15 protein-coding genes are annotated in these 18,809 nt (G+C 68.7%); 7 read left to right on the forward strand and 8 right to left on the reverse strand.

Features of this window, described 5'->3' with window-relative positions; genetic code table 11:
• The first annotated feature begins 34 nt into the window (after positions 1-34).
• On the forward strand, positions 35-4,306 hold the full coding sequence (locus G6N19_RS07975; protein WP_041316742.1) for an alpha-(1->3)-arabinofuranosyltransferase domain-containing protein: 4,272 nt from the start codon (positions 35-37) through the stop codon (positions 4,304-4,306).
• A gap of 69 nt (positions 4,307-4,375) precedes the next feature.
• Here G6N19_RS07975 and G6N19_RS07980 read toward each other — a convergent pair whose 3' ends face one another.
• Positions 4,376-5,314, reverse strand: a complete 939-nt coding sequence (locus G6N19_RS07980) for a hypothetical protein (RefSeq protein ID WP_041316739.1) — start codon at positions 5,312-5,314, stop codon at positions 4,376-4,378.
• Positions 5,315-5,426: 112 nt separating this feature from the next.
• On the opposite strand from G6N19_RS07980, the gene G6N19_RS07985 reads away from it, so the two are divergent.
• Complete coding sequence (locus G6N19_RS07985; RefSeq protein ID WP_013827160.1) at positions 5,427-6,806, forward strand: NADP-dependent succinic semialdehyde dehydrogenase; 1,380 nt, start codon at positions 5,427-5,429, stop codon at positions 6,804-6,806.
• 12 nt (positions 6,807-6,818) lie between these two features.
• On the opposite strand, the gene G6N19_RS07990 is transcribed toward G6N19_RS07985, so the two are convergent.
• From G6N19_RS07990 to G6N19_RS08005, 4 genes are all read right to left on the reverse strand, one after another.
• Positions 6,819-7,760 (reverse strand): R2-like ligand-binding oxidase, encoded by a 942-nt coding sequence (locus G6N19_RS07990; RefSeq protein WP_013827159.1) that lies wholly within the window; start codon positions 7,758-7,760, stop codon positions 6,819-6,821.
• The gene (locus G6N19_RS07995; RefSeq protein WP_013827158.1) at positions 7,757-8,440 is read right to left on the reverse strand and encodes a TetR/AcrR family transcriptional regulator; all 684 of its coding nucleotides are present in this window, start codon (positions 8,438-8,440) and stop codon (positions 7,757-7,759) included. Before G6N19_RS07995 ends, G6N19_RS07990 begins: the two co-directional genes overlap by 4 nt.
• A gap of 90 nt (positions 8,441-8,530) precedes the next feature.
• Positions 8,531-9,133: an NAD(P)H:quinone oxidoreductase gene (wrbA, locus tag G6N19_RS08000; protein ID WP_013827157.1), complete on the reverse strand. Its 603-nt coding sequence runs from the start codon at positions 9,131-9,133 to the stop codon at positions 8,531-8,533.
• Positions 9,134-9,357: 224 nt separating this feature from the next.
• Positions 9,358-10,455: an LLM class flavin-dependent oxidoreductase gene (locus G6N19_RS08005; RefSeq protein WP_041319370.1), complete on the reverse strand. Its 1,098-nt coding sequence runs from the start codon at positions 10,453-10,455 to the stop codon at positions 9,358-9,360.
• Between the two features lie 152 nt (positions 10,456-10,607).
• On the opposite strand from G6N19_RS08005, the gene G6N19_RS08010 reads away from it, so the two are divergent.
• Together G6N19_RS08010 and G6N19_RS08015 are read left to right on the forward strand one after the other, a co-directional pair.
• Complete coding sequence (locus tag G6N19_RS08010; protein WP_013827155.1) at positions 10,608-11,066, forward strand: MarR family winged helix-turn-helix transcriptional regulator; 459 nt, start codon at positions 10,608-10,610, stop codon at positions 11,064-11,066.
• 54 nt (positions 11,067-11,120) lie between these two features.
• Positions 11,121-12,098 carry a phosphotriesterase family protein gene (locus G6N19_RS08015; protein WP_013827154.1) on the forward strand — a complete coding sequence of 326 codons (978 nt, stop codon included), beginning with the start codon at positions 11,121-11,123 and terminating at the stop codon, positions 12,096-12,098.
• 14 nt (positions 12,099-12,112) lie between these two features.
• Here the strand turns inward: G6N19_RS08015 and G6N19_RS08020 are convergent, their stop codons facing one another.
• On the reverse strand, positions 12,113-12,688 hold the full coding sequence (locus tag G6N19_RS08020) for a TetR/AcrR family transcriptional regulator (RefSeq protein WP_193466338.1): 576 nt from the start codon (positions 12,686-12,688) through the stop codon (positions 12,113-12,115).
• A 95-nt stretch (positions 12,689-12,783) separates the two neighbouring features.
• On the opposite strand from G6N19_RS08020, the gene G6N19_RS08025 reads away from it, so the two are divergent.
• Positions 12,784-14,112 carry an oxygenase MpaB family protein gene (locus G6N19_RS08025; protein WP_193466119.1) on the forward strand — a complete coding sequence of 443 codons (1,329 nt, stop codon included), beginning with the start codon at positions 12,784-12,786 and terminating at the stop codon, positions 14,110-14,112.
• Positions 14,113-14,158: 46 nt separating this feature from the next.
• Here the strand turns inward: G6N19_RS08025 and G6N19_RS08030 are convergent, their stop codons facing one another.
• On the reverse strand, positions 14,159-14,752 hold the full coding sequence (locus G6N19_RS08030) for a TetR/AcrR family transcriptional regulator (protein ID WP_013827151.1): 594 nt from the start codon (positions 14,750-14,752) through the stop codon (positions 14,159-14,161).
• A gap of 153 nt (positions 14,753-14,905) precedes the next feature.
• On the opposite strand from G6N19_RS08030, the gene G6N19_RS08035 reads away from it, so the two are divergent.
• Entirely contained in the window at positions 14,906-16,234 is a 1,329-nt protein-coding gene (locus tag G6N19_RS08035) for an oxygenase MpaB family protein (protein ID WP_013827150.1), read from the forward strand.
• Between the two features lie 25 nt (positions 16,235-16,259).
• On the opposite strand, the gene G6N19_RS08040 is transcribed toward G6N19_RS08035, so the two are convergent.
• A complete protein-coding gene (locus G6N19_RS08040; protein WP_232062670.1) occupies positions 16,260-17,384 on the reverse strand; it encodes an acyltransferase family protein in 1,125 nt (374 codons plus the stop codon).
• A gap of 156 nt (positions 17,385-17,540) precedes the next feature.
• Here G6N19_RS08040 and G6N19_RS08045 point away from each other — a divergent pair, with 156 nt between their 5' ends.
• The gene (locus G6N19_RS08045; RefSeq protein ID WP_193466120.1) at positions 17,541-18,809 is read left to right on the forward strand and encodes a DUF3068 domain-containing protein; all 1,269 of its coding nucleotides are present in this window, start codon (positions 17,541-17,543) and stop codon (positions 18,807-18,809) included.

Genomic DNA, 18,809 nt, shown 5'->3' on the forward strand with positions numbered 1-18,809 from the left:
CGGCCGTCCGCAGACGGAGTTGCAGGGTGTGACAATGTTGTCGCGGCGCTGGCTGTGGCTGGTCGGCGCAGTCGCGTTGGCCTGCAGTTTCATCCAGGCTCCCGGCCGAATCTCCCCGGACACCAAACTGGACCTGACCGCCGATCCGCTGCGGTTCCTGACCCGCGCGGTCAACCTGTGGAGCAGCGAACTGCCGTTCGGTCAGGTGCAGAACCAGGCCTACGGCTACCTCTTCCCGCACGGCGCCTTCTTCCTGCTCGGTGACTTCGTGGGGCTGCCCGGCTGGATCATTCAGCGACTCTGGTGGGCGCTGCTGCTCACGGTGGGTTTCTGGGGTCTGCTGCGGGTGGCCGAGACGTTGCGGCTCGGCACCCCCACGGCACGGCTGATCGGCGCAGCCGCATTCGCGCTGTCGCCGCGGGTGTTGACCACCATGGGCTCGATCTCATCGGAAACGCTGCCGATGATGCTGGCCCCGTGGGTACTGCTGCCGGTGATACGCGCGTTGGGCGCGCCGGGTAGCGAGACGCCGGGACGCCCGGTGCGAGCGCTGGCCGGCCAAGCCGGCGTGGCGGTGGCACTGATGGGCGCGGTCAACGCCGTCGCGACACTGGCCGGTTGCCTGCCGGCGATCATCTGGTGGCTGTGTCACCGCCCGAACCGACGCTGGTGGTCCTTCACCGGCTGGTGGCTGCTGGCGCTGGCGCTGGCGGTGACCTGGTGGCTGGTCGCCCTGCTGTTGCTGGGCCGGGTCAGTCCGCCGTTCCTGGACTTCATCGAATCTGCCGGGGTGACCACCCGGTGGACGTCGCTGACCGAGATACTGCGCGGCACCCACAGCTGGACGCCCTTCGTCGCGCCGAACGCGACGGCCGGCGCACCGCTGGTCACCCGCCCGGTGCTGATCCTGGGCACCTGCCTAGTCGCTGCCGCTGGGCTGGCCGGGCTGACCGGCATGCTGCGCCGGCGACTACCCGGCGCCGGGCGGCTGATCACCATGCTGCTGATCGGGGTGACGCTGCTGGCGGTGGGCTACGCGGGCGGGCTGGGTTCGCCGCTGGCACACGCCGTGCAGACCTTCCTCGACGCCGACGGCGCCCCGCTGCGCAACGTGCACAAACTCGAGTCGGTGATCCGGCTCCCGCTGGTGCTCGGAGTCACCTATCTGCTGGGCCGTATACCGCTGCCGGGCAGCGCACCGGCAGCGGTGTGGCGGCGTGCCTACGTTCACCCCGAACACCACAAGGCGGCGGCGGTCGGCCTGGTGGTGCTGACCGCGCTGATGGTCAGCACGTCGCTGGCCTGGACCGGCCGGCTCACTCCACCGGGGACATTTCAGGATCTGCCGCAGTACTGGCGCGACGCCGCCGCCTGGCTCGGCGAACACAACACCGGCGGCCCGACGCCGGGCCGGGTGTTGGTGGTACCGGGGGCTCCGTTCGCCACCCAGACCTGGGGCACCAGTCACGACGAGCCGCTGCAGGTGCTCAGTGAGACAGCGGGGGGTCCCTGGGGAGTGCGCGACTCCATTCCGCTGACCCCGCCGCAGACCATCCGGGCGCTGGACTCGGTGCAGCGGCTCTTCGCCGCCGGCCGCCCCTCGGCCGGGCTGGCCGACACCCTTGCCCGCCAAGGCATTTCCTATCTAGTACTGCGCAACGACCTCGACCCCGACACCTCGCGGTCGGCCCGGCCGCTGCTGGTTCACCGCGCCGTCGACGGCTCGCCGGGGCTGCACCGGGTGGCCCAGTTCGGCAACCCGGTCGGGTCGGGCACGGTGCCCGGATTCGTCTCCGACAGCGGATTGCGCCCCGCCTATCCGGCGATCGAGATCTACCGGGTCGGCGACCCGGCAGCCGGAGCGAACCCGGGCGCACCGTATCTGGCCGACCTCGATGCGATGCGGCGCGTCGCGGGCGGCCCGGAGGTGCTGCTGCGGCTCGACGAGCATCGCCGGATGCGCGGCGAGCCGGTGCTGGGTCCGGTACTGATGACGGCCGACGCGCGCCGCGCCGGGCTCGGTGCCCCGCGAAACGGTGGGATCACCGTCACCGACACGCCGCTGGCCCGCGAGACCGACTACGGCCGCGTCGACGACCACTCATCGACGCTGCGGGCCGCCGGCGACGCCCGCCACACCCACAGCCGGGTGCCGGACTATCCGACGCCCGGCGCCGCCACGGTGTTCGGCGGCTGGATCGGCGGCCGGATCACCGCGTCCAGCTCGTCCTCGGACGCCACCGCGCTGCCCGACGTGGCGCCGTCGACGTCCCCGGCCGCCGCCATCGACGGCGACTCGGGCACCGCCTGGGTTTCCAACGCGCTGCAGTCGGCGGTCGGCCAATGGCTGCAGATCGACTTCGACCACCCGTTGACCAACGGCACCATCACCGTGACACCCAGCGCGACGGCCGTCGGCGCGCAGGTACGGCGGATCCAGATCTCCACCGTCAACGGCACCACCACACTGCGGTTCGACCACGCCGGCGAGCCGCTGACCGCCGCACTGCCCTACGGCGAGACGCCGTGGGTGCGGATCACCGCGTCGGGAACCGAAGACGGTTCCCCCGGCGTGCAGTTCGGTATCACCGACCTGTCGGTCACCCAGTACGACGCCTCGGGTTACGCGCATCCCGTCGACCTGCGCCACACCGCGCTCGTGCCGGCCCCACCGGCGGGTGCGCGAGTGTCGCAATGGGATCTCGGGGCGGGCCTGCCCGGCCGGGCCGGCTGTGCCGCGGCGTCGGGCGCCGTCCGCTGCGCGGCATCGATGATGCTGGAGCCCGAGGAACCCGCCACCTTCAGCCGAACCCTGAACGTGCCGCAGCCCATCTCGGTGACCCCGACGGTATGGGTGCGGCCACGTCAGGGCCCCCACCTGGTCGACCTGATCGCCGAGCCGGGCGCGGCAAGGGCCCGCGGTGACGCCGACGTGCTCGACGTGCTCGGGTCGGCATACGCCGCCGCGGACGGTGATCCGGGCACCGCCTGGACCGCGTCGCAGCGAGTGGTCGCCCACCGCTCCCCGCCGACCCTGACCATCACGTTGCCGCGCCCGGTCGAGGTGGCCGGATTGCGGTTCGCCGCCAGTAGGTCCCCGTTGCCGGCGCGGCCCACGCTGGTGGCCATCGACCTCGGCTCGGGCCCGCAGGTCCGGGAACTGGCGGACTCCGACGAACAGCGGGTAGGGCTGCAGCCGCGGGTGACCGACACCGTCTCGATCAGTCTGCTGGAGTGGCAGGACGTGATCGACCGCACCGCGATCGGCTTCGACCAGCTCAAACCACCCGGGCTGGCCGAGGTCAGCGTGCTCGGCGCCGACGGCCGCCCGATCGCCCCCGCAGACCCCGCCCGCAACCGGGCGCGCCGGGTCACCGTCGACTGCGGCCACGGCCCGATCGTCGCGATCGCCGGCCGGTTCGTGCACACCTCGATCACCACCACCGTGGGCGCCTTGCTCGATGACGAGCCGGTACGCGCCCAGCCCTGCGATCAGCGACCGATCGCGCTGCCCCCCGGGGCACAGGAACTGCTGATCAGCCCGGGTTCGGCGTTCGTCGTCGACAGCGCCACGCTGTCCGGGCCGCTGGCAACCCGCGATGGGGTCGGAACCGCGACGACACCCGCCGTCGTCGGCACCTGGAGCCCCGCCCGGCGCGAGGTGACGGTCTCCGACGCGTCGGCGACCCGGGTGTTGGTCGTTCCGGAGAGCATCAACCGCGGCTGGGTGGCACGCACACCCGACGGCAGCCGACTGGTCCCGGTCGCGGTCAACGGTTGGCAGCAGGGCTGGGTGGTGCCCGCCGGTACGGACGGCACGATCACGTTGAGGTTCGGCCCCAACCGGATGTACCGCCTGGGAATGGCCGGCGGGCTGGCCCTACTGCCAATGCTGGCCCTGCTGGCCTGTTGGCCGGCACGGCGGATCCGCAGCCCCGGCCCGCCGGCGCGGCCCTGGCAGCCCAGCCGCGGACAGCTGGGGATCGCCGTGCTCACGGTCGGCACCCTGATCGCCGGTGCCGCCGGCGCCGTCGTGTTCGGGGCGGCGCTGATCGCGATGTTCGCGCTGCGCCATCGGCAGCGCGCGTTCGACGCGACCCGGCTCGGTTTGAGCTCCGGCGGGCTGATCCTGGCCGGTGCGGTGTTGTGCCGGCACCCGTGGCGATCGGTGGACGGCTACGCCGGACATTCCGCGGGCGTGCAGCTGGCTGCCCTGGTCTCGGTCGCCGTGCTGGCTGCGACCGCCGCGGTGGTCAGCAGCGGTGGTCGTGATCCCGGCGAGCCCCCGCGCCGTGCGGGAATGTGACGACCGACCCGCCGACAAACCTGTCGCCGGATTCCCACTCGCGGGAAGCGCCGACGGTCGCCGGGCCGGCTACTGCGCAGCCTCGAGCTTCTCGATCTGGGTGTTGAAAAGTTGCACCAGCTCATCGGCGTGGGTGGCATCCGCCGACTCGTCATCGCCGGTTCGGAGCCCGATGTCATTGCTGCTGGCAACGACGAGCACGCCGCGGTAGTAGCCGGAGATCGTGGAGGCGGTGATCGCGATCGGCAGCCGGATGGCCGCCTTGCTGGAACTGGTGATCACCGTCGCGACCGCCCACGACGGCACCCCCTCGGCCTCCAACGGGCTGAGCTGGATATCAGTGGTGACGCTGCGCCCACCGGACTCGAAGGTCTGCTTGAACGACTGGCATTTGTCCACGAACGCCTTGAGGTCCGGGCGGTCCGGCGTCAGGGCCAGCCGAACCCTCATCGAGTGCAGGCCACCGGGTTGCAGCTTGGCCAACGTGGCCGTCGCCGTCTGGGTGGCGGAACTGGGACTCGAGTAGAGGTCAGCGCATTCCGGGGGGTCAACGGTCAGATTCGGCATCTCCGAGGGGCTGTCGCCGGCGCTGTTGACGCCGCTGATCCACTTGCCGCCGGAGGGGTCCGGGAAGGATGCGCGCTCGACGAGCATGTCCGAGGTCAGCTCGGTGATGTCCGGCTTCCGGGACGGTTTCTCCGCCGCGGTGAAGCGCCCACCCAAGCCCACCATCAGCCCTAGGCCGACCACGACCGCCGTCGCGGCCGCGGCCAGCGAGAGCCACAGCCGCTTGCGCGAGCCCTGCTCGGGCGCCGGCATCGGCCACGGCGCACCGTAGGGCGGATACGGCAGCGGGGCGCCACCCGGAGCTGCGCCCTGACCGAAGTCGTCCACCCACAACGGCCAGCCGGGCGGCGGAGGCGGCCACGACGGATCCGGCGCCCAGTTCGCGTCCGGCGCCCAGCCGGGCGGCGCAGGCGGCCAGTTGGGCGGAGGGTTGAAACGCATCCAGGACTCCCGTATCGATGTACTGACGCTGGCTCGTCGCGAGCCTACGCGGTTCGATGGTGGCAGGCTGGACCTACACACCCCACGACGCAGCGCCCCGAAGGAGACTCGCGTGCCCGCAATTGCCACCACCAACCCGGCAACCGGCGAGACGGTCAAGACGTTCACCGCGGCCACTGAAACGCAGATCGAAGCCGCGATCGCCCGCGCGGCGGCCCGCTTCGCCGACTACCGTCGCACCGATTTCGCCCAGCGCGCCCGCTGGACGCATGCGGCCGCCGACCTGCTGGAGGCTGAAGCCGACGACGTCGCCGCGATGATGACGCTGGAGATGGGCAAGACGTTGACCTCGGCCAAGGCCGAAGCACTCAAATGCGTCAAAGGCTTCCGGTTCTACGCCGACCATAGCGAAGCCCTGCTGGCCGATGAGCCCGCCCCTGACGCCTCGGCGGTCAACGCGTCCAAGGCGTTCGCGCGCTACCAGCCGCTCGGGGTGGTGCTGGCCGTGATGCCGTGGAACTTCCCGCTCTGGCAAGCGGTGCGGTTCGCCGCGCCGGCCCTGATGGCCGGCAACGTCGGTCTGCTCAAGCACGCCTCCAATGTGCCGCAGACCGCGCTGTACCTGGAAGACCTGTTGTCGCGCGCCGGTTTTCCCGACGGCTGTTTCCAGACCCTGCTGATCGGATCGGGCGCCGTGGAGCGGGTGCTGCGCGACCCGCGGGTGGCGGCGGCGACGCTGACCGGCAGTGAACCGGCCGGACGGTCGGTTGCGGCCATCGCCGGCGACGAGGTGAAACACACGGTGCTGGAGCTGGGCGGCAGCGACCCGTTCATCGTGATGCCGTCTGCCGACGTGGACGCCGCGGTGACGACCGCGGTCAAGGCCCGGGTACAGAACAACGGCCAATCCTGTATCGCGGCAAAGCGATTCATCGTCCACACCGACGTCTACGACGACTTCGTCACCGAGTTCACCGCCCAGATGTCGGCGCTGCGGGTCGGCGATCCGACCGACCCGGACACTGACGTCGGACCGCTGGCCACCGAACAGGGCCGCGACGAGGTGGAACAGCAGGTGGACACCGCGGCGGCGGCCGGCGCGGTGATCCAGTGCGGCGGGAAGCGGCTCGACCGCCCGGGCTGGTTCTACCCGCCGACCGTGATCACCGACATCACCCGTGACATGGCCCTGTTCACCGAGGAGGTGTTCGGCCCGGTGGCCTCGGTGTACCGCGTCGCCGACATCGACGAGGCGATCGAGATCGCCAATGCCACCACCTTCGGGCTGGGATCGAACGCCTGGACCCGAGATGACGCCGAGATCAGCCGCTTCGCCGACGAGATCGAGGCCGGCCAGGTCTTCATCAACGGCATGACAGTGTCCTACCCGGAGTTGCCGTTCGGCGGCATCAAGCGGTCGGGGTACGGCCGGGAACTGTCCGGCCACGGCATTCGGGAGTTCTGCAACCTCAAAACGGTGTGGGTGGCCTGACCCCGGGCCGTTTCAGGCGGAGACCGCCAGCATCTTGCGGTCTTCGTCGGCGAAGGTGTCCTCCAGCTGTACCGGCGAATAGTCCAGGTCGATCTCGCCGACCGGGCGGCCGCGGGCGCTGCTGATGGTGCCGAATCGGCGCATCCCCTTGTCCATCGAGTACTGCAGTAGTTCGTCGGAGGACAGTCCGAACGGGACGTCCTCACCGTAGATCTCACTGCCCTCCGCGTTGTAGCTCACCAACAGCGGCAGGAGTTCGTTCATCCGTGTTTCGAACACCTCCCAGTTGGCGTCGTCGGCGGCGACGTGGCGCCGGCACGTGAAGGTGCCCCACGCCATGTGGCGCCGCTCGTCGTCGGCGATGTGCCCGATGAGGGCCTGCATGCCCGGAAGTACGCCGCGCTGCACGCAGATCTTGTGCCAGGCGTAGTAACCGGTCAGCGCCAGCGTGCCCTCGACGAAGTGGTTGTAGGTCACCGCCGCACGTACCTGGCTCGCCGGAGACGGATCGACCGACAGGCCGGCCAACGATTCCGGCAACTCCTCGTTGAATATCCGCCGGTAGGACGGGAGCGCGTCGAGGTAGCCGTGCAAATCGTCGGTTATCCCCACCGCGTCCAGCCACATTCGGAACACCTGGGTGTGCTTGGCCTCCTCGTACGCGAACTGGGTCAGGTACATCTCGTCGCCGAGTCGGCCTTCGGCGCGCATCGCCGCCATGAACGGCTGGATGTCCTGGGTGACCGACTCCTCGCCGGCGATGAACTGCGCACACAGCCGGACGGCGTAATCGCGTTCCCGGTCGGTGAGCGATTCCCAGTCGTCCCGGTCGCGGGAGAAGTCGATGTCGGCGGGATTCCAGAATTTCGCGTTCCCGCCGGCGAACAGCTTGAGCGGCAGGCTGTCCCAGTTCAGCCCGCCGGCGGCCAATGAGTCGTAGTGGGTGCGCGTCATGGAACTGCCTCCTCGGATTGGTGGCGATGGCGAGTTCTCTCGCCGCCGAATGCCGCGGCCAGCACGGCGACCAGCCGGCGGATCGCCAGGGCCGGTTGTTCCGGAGTGTGCTCGTCGAGTCCGAGGACCGGGTCGATGCCGCGGAGGTAAGGGGCCAGCGCCAGGTGCGGGACGATCAGCAGCAGCAGCGACAGCAGCGCACCGGTGTCGGCGTCGGCACGCAGGTCCCCGCGAGCCTGCGCGTCGTCGACCAGCGGGCGCAGCACCTCCAGATAGTGACGGTGGACGACGGTCCGCACGCTGATCCGGGCGTCGGTGTCGATCTCCATGCTGGCCGCGGCGTGCAGCGCCCGCTCCCGCGGGTGGTCGGCGAAGTAGGCGACCCAGACGTCGAGCATGTCGGTGAGGAATTCGAAGAACGGCCGGCTGGGGTCGAGGTCGACGATCCGTCGCTCCATGTAGGAGCGCACTCGCTGGCCGGCGGTGTCGGCGACGAACGCGTACAGGTCGGCCTTGTCGGCGAAGTACTGGAACAAGCTGCCCTTGGCGACCTCGGCGCGCCGAGCGATCACGTTGAGACTGCCGTGTGAGAAGCCGCGCGCGCTGAACTCCGCCTCAGCGGCCTCCAGCACGGCGGCCCGGCGCGCCGGGTCGACCCGTCCCCACGTCACCGTCGGCATCGGACCACCTCACTGGAATGACCACTGGTCATCGTAATGTGAGGTGCGTCACTCTTCAAGGGTCAGTTGTGCGCCGGCCTGGCGCCGAGGTCATGCCCCGGAGATCTTCGCGGCGACGCCGACCACCCGGGTGGCCAGGTGATCGAGCGCGGCCAGGGTCGCCTCGTTCAGCTCATTCTTGTTCTCCGGGCCGGTGATGTGGCCGACCCCGTAGGGGTTGCCGTCGGCGAACTTGACCGGGTCGGTGTAGCCCGGCGGCACCAGGATGCCGCCGAAATGCATCAGCGTGACGTACAGGTTCAGCAGTGTGGACTCCTGCCCACCGTGCGTGGTCTGGCTCGAGGTGAAGCCGGCGTAGACCTTGTCGGCCAGCTCCCCCTTGGCCCACAGCCCGCCCAGGCCGTCGATGAAGGTGCGGAATTGCGCTGCGGGGGATCCGAATCGGGTGGGCGAGCCGAAGATGACGGCGTCCGCCCAGACGATGTCGTCGCCGGTCGCGGCCGGCAGGTCCTTGGTCGCCTCGTAGTTGGCGCTCCAGGCCGGGTTCTGCGCGAAGGTGGCCGGATCGCGTGTCTCCTCGACGTGCCGCAGCCGCACCTCCGCGCCGGCGGCCTCCCCGGCCCGGGCCACCCGCTGGGCCATCGCGGTGCCGTGACCGGTAGCCGAGTAGTAGATAACCGCCAACTTCGTCATTCTCGTTCTCTCCTTTTCATTCGGCGCCTGCAAGCAAGCGTGTCATCTCATCGAGGTCTGCGCTGACCGGTTCGCCGGGAGCGCGCAGTCCCAGCAGCCGGGTGAAGTCCTTGGCCGCCTTGGAGATCCGTTCGGACAGTCCGCGCGCACCGCCTCGGCGAGCCGGTCGACCAACAGCCGGGTCGACGACGGCGCGCGCAGTTCCCCGCTGATCACCGCCAGCTTCATGACGCCCTGCCGATCTCGGGCGCGGCCGCGGCCTCGACCAGCGACTGGTGCGTCGGAGCGCCGGGAACATGGGTGGGCCGGCCGATCGCGAACTCCTTGCGCAGCACCGGGACAACGTGCTCACCGAGCAGATCGAGCTGCTGCAGCACCGTCTTGAGCGGCAGGCCCGCGTGGTCAATCAGGAACAGTTGGCGTTGATAGTCGCCGACGTAGTCCCGGAAACCGAGCGTCTTGTCGATCACCTGTTGCGGTGAGCCGACCGTCAGCGGGGTCTGGGCGCTGAACTCCTCCAGACTGGGGCCGTGGCCGTAGACCGGCGCATTGTCGAAGTAGGGCCGGAACTCCTCGACCGCGTCCTGACTGTTCGGTCGCATGAACACTTGGCCGCCCAGACCGACGATCGCCTGATCGGCACTGCCGTGGCCGTAATGCTCGAACCGCTGCCGGTACAACTGCACCATCGCCTTGGTGTGCGACGGCGGCCAGAAGATGTGATTGGCGAAGAACCCGTCGCCGTAATACGCGGCCAGTTCGGCGATCTCGGGGGTGCGGATCGAGCCGTGCCAGACGAACGGGGGTACCCCGTCGAGCGGTCGCGGCGCCAGGCTGAACCCGTGCAACGGGGCGCGGTACTCCCCGCTGAAATCGACGACCTTTTCGCGCCACAGCCGGCGCAGCAGCCGGTAGTTCTCCACGGTGAGCGGCAGGGCGGCCCGGATGTCCTTGCCGAACCACGGGTAGACCGGGCCGGTATTGCCGCGGCCCAGCATCAGGTCCACCCGGCCGTCGGCCAGGTGCTGCAACACGCTGTAGTCCTCGGCGATCTTCACCGGGTCGTTGGTGGTGATCAAGGTGGTCGCGGTGGTCAGCTGGATCCGTTCGGTCTGCGCCGCGATGTAACCCAGCAGGGTCGTCGGCGACGACGGCACGAACGGCGGGTTGTGGTGCTCGCCGGTGGCGAAGACATCCAGGCCTACTTCCTCGGCCTTCTTGGCGATCGTCACCGTCGCCTTGATGCGCTCCGCCTCGGTCGGCGTGCGGCCCGTGGTCGGGTCGGTGGTGACGTCGCCGACGGTGAAGATGCCGAATTGCATGCCGGACACTGCGGCCCTCCTCCCTCGTTGTTGGTTACTGTACATGATCGTTGACAACGCAACTATCTATTGGGCCATTCCCGGCCTTGATACCAGTTAAAGTGAGGAGTCCGGCGTGGACAGTTATATCGATCGAAACTATATTGTGAGGCATGGGTACCGAGTGGCTGAGCGTGGAAGAGCACCGGATGTGGCGCGCCTACCTCGACAGCACCCGATTGCTGCTACGGGCACTGGACCGGCAACTGGCCACCGACTCCGGCATCACGCTGTCCGACTTCGAGGCCCTCGCGCTGCTCTCGGAGGCCCCGGAGCACCGCATGCGGATGAACGAGTTGGCCGACATAACCGTGACGACCCGTAGCGGGGTCACCCGCGCGGTCAAGCGGCTGACCGAGGCCGGTTGGGTGCGACAGGTCAAATGCGACGAGGACAAGCGGGGTCTGTACGCCGAGCTGACCGAGTCGGGGCACGACAAGCTGAGGCAGGCGGCGCCCGGTCATGTGAACGCGGTGCGCACCAACCTGTTCGATCTGCTCAGCCCACGCCAGGTAGAGCTGTTCGCCCACTCGTATGCGCAGATCCGCGACAACTTACTGGCGGACCCGTAAGGCATTCTCGGCGAAGACCACCGACGGCCGCCGCGGGCTCCATACGATCGACCCATGTCGCAATGCCACACCGCGCGCGGACCGATCGACACCGCCGATCTCGGCGTCACCCTGATGCACGAGCACGTGTTCATCATGACCACCGAGATCGCCCAGAACTACCCGGACGCCTGGGGCGACGAGGACGTCCGGGTCACCGACGCGATCACCCGGCTGGGCGCGTTGAAGGCCGCCGGAGTCGACACCATCGTCGACCTGACCGTGATCGGCCTGGGTCGCTACATCCCCCGCATCGCGCGGGTCGCCGCCGGCACTGACTTGAACATCGTGGTGGCCACCGGCGTCTACACCTACAACGACGTACCGTTCTTCTTCCACTACCGGGGGCCCGGCACCATGCTCGACGGCCCGGAGATCATGGCCGACATGTTCGTCCGCGACATCGAGTCGGGCATCGCCGACACCGGGGTCAAGGCCGCAATCCTCAAGTGCGCCACCGATGAACCCGGCGTCACCCCCGGAGTCGAGCGAGTGCTGCGCGCGGTCGCCCAGGCCCACCGCCGTACCGGGGCGCCGATCTCGACCCACACCCACGCCGGCCTGCGACGCGGCCTCGAGCAGCAGCGCATCTTTGAGGACGAGGGTGTCGACCTGTCCCGGGTGGTGATAGGTCACTCCGGGGACTCAACCGATCTGGGCTACCTGGAAGAACTGATCGCAGCCGGTTCGTATCTGGGCATGGACCGGTTCGGCATCGACCTGATCCTGCCGTTCGAGGACCGGGTCAACACCGTGGCAGCGCTGTGCGAACGGGGCCATGCCGACAAGATGGTGCTCTCGCATGACGCCAACTGCTATTTCGATGCGCTGCCCAACGAACTGAGTTCGGTGGCCGCCCCCAACTGGCACTACCTGCACATCCACAACGATGTGATCCCGGCGCTGCGGCAACGCGGCGTCACCGACGAGCAGCTGCGCACCATGCTGGTGGATAACCCGCGCAAGATCTTCGAGCACTCCGGCGGCTACTGACGCCGTCCGTAGTCTCACCGCGACGGCGAATCGGCACGTACGGCAAACGACCGGACCAGGGCGTGCAGCCGTTCGTGGGTGGCGGCGTCCGGATCGCTGAGACGCAACTGCAGAAGCTCGCGGGCGGCGGCTTGCACCATGCGCGCGGTGTATTCGGGGTCCGGCAGGTCCGGGTAGACGCGCAGTAGCTCGCCGACCAGATAACCGCGAACCACCGCTTGCGCTCGGGCGAGACGCTCGTGAAGTTCCGGCGGCGCCCCCTGCGGGGGGAACAGAAACAGCCGCCAGGTAGCGGGATGGGCGTCGACAGCTCTGAGCACGCTGTCGAAGCTGCTCACCAGGCCGCCGCCCCCACCGGAGTCCGTCGTTTCAGAGATCACCTCGGCGAACTGGGCACCCGCCCGCGCTGCCTCGCGATCGATCAGCGCGACGAACAAACCAGCGGGGTCACCGAATTGCTGGTAAATCAGCGATCGGTTGATCCCGGCCTCGCCGGCTATCCGGTTCGGGGTGGCGGCGTGAAACCCCTCCGCGTCCACGATCGCGTGGGTCACATCCAGAATCTGGCCGCGTCGGGCCTCGGCTGTCATGCGCCGTCGGAGTTGTCCCGAAGTCATGGTTGACAGCATAACTAACAACCTGTTACTAGTGTACTCACAACTTGTTAGTTATCCGGAGGTCCGCGATGCCCGCCTTTTATCCCGAGCTTGCGCAACGTGTTCGCAGTCAACGCGAGCTGCAGCCCGGCCTCTACGGCGCCATCGACTTCGACGCACAGCCCTACCGCACCACGACCGATCCGGCGGACCGCACCGCGCTGCCGGAGTGGGTCGCCGACCGTGCTCCATACCTTGCCGATGCACGGGCCGTCGAGTTGATCTGCACGGCAACGCTGTTGGGCGATGTGGTGGCGGACCCCTACGCGGCGCTGATGAGCGAATACAGCGTCACAGCGCTGATCGACATGCTCCGACTGGCCTGCCGCGAAGGCATCGACGCCGTGCCGGATGCCCCGCCCGAGCTGGTCGCGTTCATCGCCGATATGGAAGCCACCCCGCCGTGGCTGGACATGGACCTGGTGCGTGAGGGCGCTCGGTATTCCCGCATCCCGGCGGCGCTGGTGGCGCCGTTCGTCACCCGGGGTGCGTTCATCGCGACCTTCGTCAACACCTACGCTGCACTGCCCATGGCACTGACCGGTGCGCTGTCGGGCAAGCGCGCCGCACGTCGGGTCAACGAGACGACCAGCTTCTTCGCGGTCACCACGCTGCCCGGGGCGCTGGAGCGTCACGGCCCCGGCTTCGAAGCCGCAGCGATGGTGCGGCTGATGCACTCGATGGTCCGCTACAACGCACTCAAGCGCTCCGAGAAGTGGGACGTCGGCGTCTACGGGATCCCGATCCCCCAGGTCGACCAGATGCCGGCCGGGATGATCAACCTCTACCGGCTGGCCCTTGCCGCCCGCCGGAGAGGCCGCGCCGAATTCACCGCCAGCGAGCGTGCGATCGTCGAGTTCACCCGCTACCGGGCGTTTCTGCTCGGTCTGCCCGAGGAACTGCTGCCGACCACACCCACCGGGGTCATCCACCTCATCCACACCCGCGGGGCGCTGCTTCGTGAGGACTTCGACGACGCCACCTGCGGGGAGATGGTGCGCTCGACCATGGCCGCCTACCTGCGGCCTGTTGACACCCGTTGGGAACGCATGGCCGAAGCCGTGGAGAAGAGCTACAGCAAGGTGGCCTTCCTGAAGGCCTTCTGCAACGGCGACCGTTCCGTCGCCGAAGCCAAGGGTGTATCGGTCGGGCCGGCCGACTATCTGCGGATCGGGGTGACGGCACCGTTCATTCTCGGGCGCCTGCTGGCGGTACGGCGCGCCAGCCGGATTCCGGCACTGCGCCGGATCACCGATGATTACGTCGTACGGCTTGTGAAACGCCGACTGAAGACCTACGGCAAGCCCGAATTCACCAGCGACGCGCGCGACTACACGCCCGCAGGGCAGCTGGCGTAATGATGTGGCTGTGCTCGCCGGGGCGGCATGAGCTGACTATCGCCGGCTACCAAACCAGCCGGGCGAGGTAAGTCTCGGCGTATTTGCGAACAGCGACGGTGTCGGTGATATCGAGGACCCCCGCCCGGTTGGTGAGCAGGGATCCGACCAGACGCACCAGGATCTCCGCGGTGGCCAGCACGGATTCGTCGGGCATGGTGACTCCGCAGAGGCGCAGCGTCGAGGCGACCAGGTTGCTGACGCGTACGAAAGCCCGTTCACCGTTGGGGGTGTTGAGTCCGATGACGAGTTCCGGCTCGCTCTCGATAACCGCGGTAACGAGGGGGTTCTCGGTGATGCGGCGCATGGCGAGTGTGAAGCATTCGACGATCGCGCCGGCGGCATCCTGCCGCCGAGCAGCCTGGCCGAGCTCGGCGAAGAGGGCCTGGGTGTCGGCCTCCACGAGGTGCTCGAAGAGTGCTTCTTTGGTGGGGAAGTGCCGGTAAAGCGTGCGCCGGCTCACTCCGGCGCGCTGGGCAACGGCATCGATGTTGGCCCGGCGAAACGCGTGCCGGGTGAACTCCACGCGAGCGGCCGCAAGGATGGCGCCCGCGGTACCGGTCATGGGATCGCCGACCTTGACTGATGCCGGACTGGCCATGGCGTTCATCCTGTCATGCTGCGCGGCGAGCTGGGCTGCCGAGGAGAGGTGGGCCGACGGGTCTGTCGGCGGGGCTTCCCACCTGTTATCGTGACACAGTTACATGGATTTGTGCCATCGTGCAGCAGTACTGTCGTTTACCGGAGGTCTTGGATGCCCACGCACTACCCCGAGTTGCACGAGCGGGTCCGCCGTCAAGCCGAGCTGCTGCCCGAGCTCTACGGCGAGCTGGACTTCGACTCCCAGCCCTTCCGCACCACGACCGATCCCGACGAGGTGTCGTCACTGCGCGGCCGCCCCGCCACCCGCGCCAAGCTGCTGGCCGACGAAGCCGCAGTCGAATTGGTCTGCACGGCGACCTGGCTGGGCGACGTGGTGGCCGACTCCTACGCCGCACTGATGGGGCAGTACAGCGTCAGCACCTTGATCAGCATGCTCAAGCTGGCCTGCCGGAAGGGCATCGATGCGGTGCCCGACGCACCGCCGGAGTTGGCCGCGTTCATCGCCGACATGGAAGCCACGCCGGACTGGCTGGACATGGACCTGGTCCGCAAGGGCGCCGAGGACTCCCGAATCCCGATGGCGCTGCTGGCGCCGTTCGTCGTGCGCGGTGCGTTCATCGCGACCTTCCTCAATACCTATGCAGCGTTGCCGATGGCCCTGACCGGTGCCCTGTCCGGCAACCGTGCCGCGCGGCGGGTCAACGAGACGACCAGCTTCTTCGCCGTCACCACCCTGCCCGGCGCCCTGGACCGGTATGGGCCGGGATTCGAGGCGGCGGCCATGGTGCGGCTGATGCACTCGATGGTCCGCTTCAACGCGCTCAAGCGCTCCGACAAATGGGACGTCGGCATCTACGGGCTGCCGATTCCGCAGCTCGATCAGATGCCCGCCGGGATGATCAACCTCTACCTGCTGGCGATGGATGCCCACCGCCAGAAGCGCACGGAGTTCACGCCGAGCGAGCGAGCGGTCGTCGAGTTCAGCCGCTATCGCTGCGTCCTGCTCGGTCTGCCCGAGGAGTTGTTACCGACCACACCGGGCGAGATCCTGCGGCTGTTCAGCGCGCGGTCGGCCTTGCTGCGCGACGACTTCGACGATGCCACCTGCGGGGAATTGGTCCGCTCGACGATGGACGCGTACCTGCGGCAGGATGACACGCTGCGCGAGCGCATCGCCGACGCGGTCGAGAAGAGCTACAGCAAATTCTTCTTCGTCAAGATGTTCAGCGGCGGCAAGCGTGACGTGGCCGCGAAGATGGGTGTCACGCTCAGCGTGGGCGACTTCGCGCGCGTCGCGCTGACCGCTCCGTTCGTCTACGGCCGCGCCCTGGTGGTGCAACGCGCCGCCCGAACCCCCGCCCTGCGCCGACTCACGAACGCTTACGTGCTGCGGCTACTCCAGCGGCGGCTGAGGGCCTACGGCACACCGGAGTTCACCAGCGACGTCGCCGACTACACGCCGTCGGGCGCGGCCGCCTGAGTGACGCCGGGCGCCGGTCACGGCCTCAGTGCACTCCGACGGGCTCGGGCTCTTCGGGTGCCACCGGACCGGCTGCCGGCATTGCACCGCGGGCAGCCCGGCGGATCTCCCAACTGCGCAGCATCTCCCGGCACGGTTGTTCCACCAGGGCGTAGCTGACCGCGGCGATCGCGACGGTGAATACCATCGTCAGCGCCAGCACCACCGCCATGTCCCCGGTGAACGCGAATCGGCCGATCACCGGGAACACCATGTCCAGGGCGGCCAGATGCCAGATGAAGATCCCGTAGGACCAGCGGCCCAGCGTGACCATCGGCGCGCTGGCCAGGAAGCGATGCGGTGTGTCGGGACGGTCCAGCACCAGCGGCGCCAGCAGCGCCCAGGCCAGTACACCGCCCATCGCGGTGCGCACGATGAACTGGCCGACGGTGGCCGAGGTCAGCCCTTCGGGGCCGGCCAGCGGCGAGGCGGCCACCAAGAACGCCGCGAGGGTCAAGGCCGCCATCGGCAGTCGCCGGCGGGCCAGCCGGTGCACTCGGGTGACCGGGCTGTGGGCCCACTCGGCCAGCAGCATGCCCGCCCCGAACCAGCAACCGTAGGCCGGCGCCCAGTTCAGCGGGTTCACTCCGTACGGCGTGTGGATCGGTAGAAAGCCCCAGCCGAGGCTGAGCAGCGACACCGCCGCGATCACCGGCACCCGGGCGGGCACCGGCAATCGCCGCGCCGCCAGCGCCAGGAAGGGCAGGGCGATGTAGAAGCTGACCTCCACCGCCAGACTCCACATCTGGGTCAGCCCCGGCGTCAGGGTGAGCGGCACGTAGATCTGCGTCATCGTCAGGTTCGCCAGCCACACGGTCAGGCTGGCGCCGCCGGCGTCGGGCAGCAGCGCCAGGATCACCACCACCGACACCAGGTAGGCCGGCATGATCCGCACGATGCGCGAGCGCAGGTAATGCCCGGTGGGCGGCGTCTGCCGCAGCCCGCGCGCCGCCGCAGCATGCCCGCGCCACAACAAGAACCCGCTCAGCGCGAAGAACACCGCCACGGCCATGTCGAAACGCCCCCACAACCGGCCGGTGATCCCCGACGAGTGCCCGGTCTGGAAGGCCACGTGGGTGATGACCACGCCGATGGCGGCGCAGGCGCGCATCCCCTCGACGGCGGGCAGGAAACTGCGTACGCCGCCCACCTGCTGGTTCAGCCGATCGCGGTCCAAAGCATCAATGGACACACACTAGCTGTTTGAACTTCTGCTGTTAGGGTCAGACAGGTTTAGATGTGGGTCGGAAAGGAAGGGTGCGGCGACGTGAACCGAGCAGTCATGATGCGTATCGCGGCATGCGCAATCATGGGCCTCGGTGCCGCATTGTTGATCGCTGCCCTGCTGCTATCCACCTACACCGCGGGCAAGATCGCCAAGATCCCCCTGGACGTCGACGTCACCCTGATCAGCAACGGCAGTGGCGCCGCGTTGGACCCGGAATCGCTCGGGAGTGAACACGCGGTCGTCGACCAGGAAGTGCCGCTGGTGTCCCAGGAGCAGATCGGCGTCGAGGCGCCCGCCAACGCCGACGTCGTGACCCTGCAGGCCGGCTCCTCGCTGCGGCGCGCGGACCGGCAGAAGGACACCGGCCTGTTGCTGGCGATCGTCGACACCGTGACGGTGGATCGCCGTACCGCCGAGGCGATTTCGGATGACAGCCACCCGGGCGGCTCGGTGCAGCGGCCGCGGAACTTCGACGACGACAGCCCGCCCACCAACATCGCGCTGCCGCACGAGGGGCTGTCCTACCGGTTCCCCTTCGACACCCAGAAGCAGTCCTACCAGTACTTCGATCCGATCGCGCAGCAGGCCTACGAGGCCAACTACGAGGGCGAGGACGACGTCAACGGGCTGACCGTCTACCGGTTCACCCAGAACGTCGGCTACGACCCGGACGGCACGCTGTCCGAGCCGGTGCGCTACCCGTCGCTGTACGGCCACGACGAGGACGGCGAGATCACCGCCCCTGCCCGGATGTGGAACATCGAGGGCGTCGACCCCGACGAGGACATCACCATGACGCGGTATTACGCCGCGCAGAAGACCCTCTGGGTGGACCCGGTCTCGGGCACCATCGTCAAGTCGAAGCTGCACGCCAACCACTACTACGCCCGTGACCCGATGAAGCCGGAGGTGGCGCTGGCCGACTACACCGTCGTCAGCTCCGAGGAGACCATCGAGGCGCAGGTCAACGCCGCCCGCAATGAGCGGGACCGGGTCGCCCTGTGGTCGCGGGTCCTGCCGATCACCTTCACCGCCGCCGGGCTGATCGCGTTGATCGGCGGTGTGCTGGTCGGCTGGTTCAGCCTGCCCGCCGAGGCCGCACTGGACCGGCCGGGCCGCGATGGCTCCGACGGCGGGTTCTTCGGCGGCTTCGCTCCCAAGTCGCCGTCGCCCGGACCCGCTACCGGTGCCGAGGCCGAGACCGAGAAGCTGCCGACGCAGCGTCCCCAGTTGGACCACCCTGCCACGCCACCGGAGGCCGACCCGCCGACTCGCGGTCAACCGGATCCCGCTCCCGACCAGCCCTGA

Origin of the sequence: Mycobacterium novum (assembly GCF_010726505.1) — a bacterium.
GTDB classification, from domain to species: Bacteria; Actinomycetota; Actinomycetes; order Mycobacteriales; family Mycobacteriaceae; genus Mycobacterium; species Mycobacterium algericum.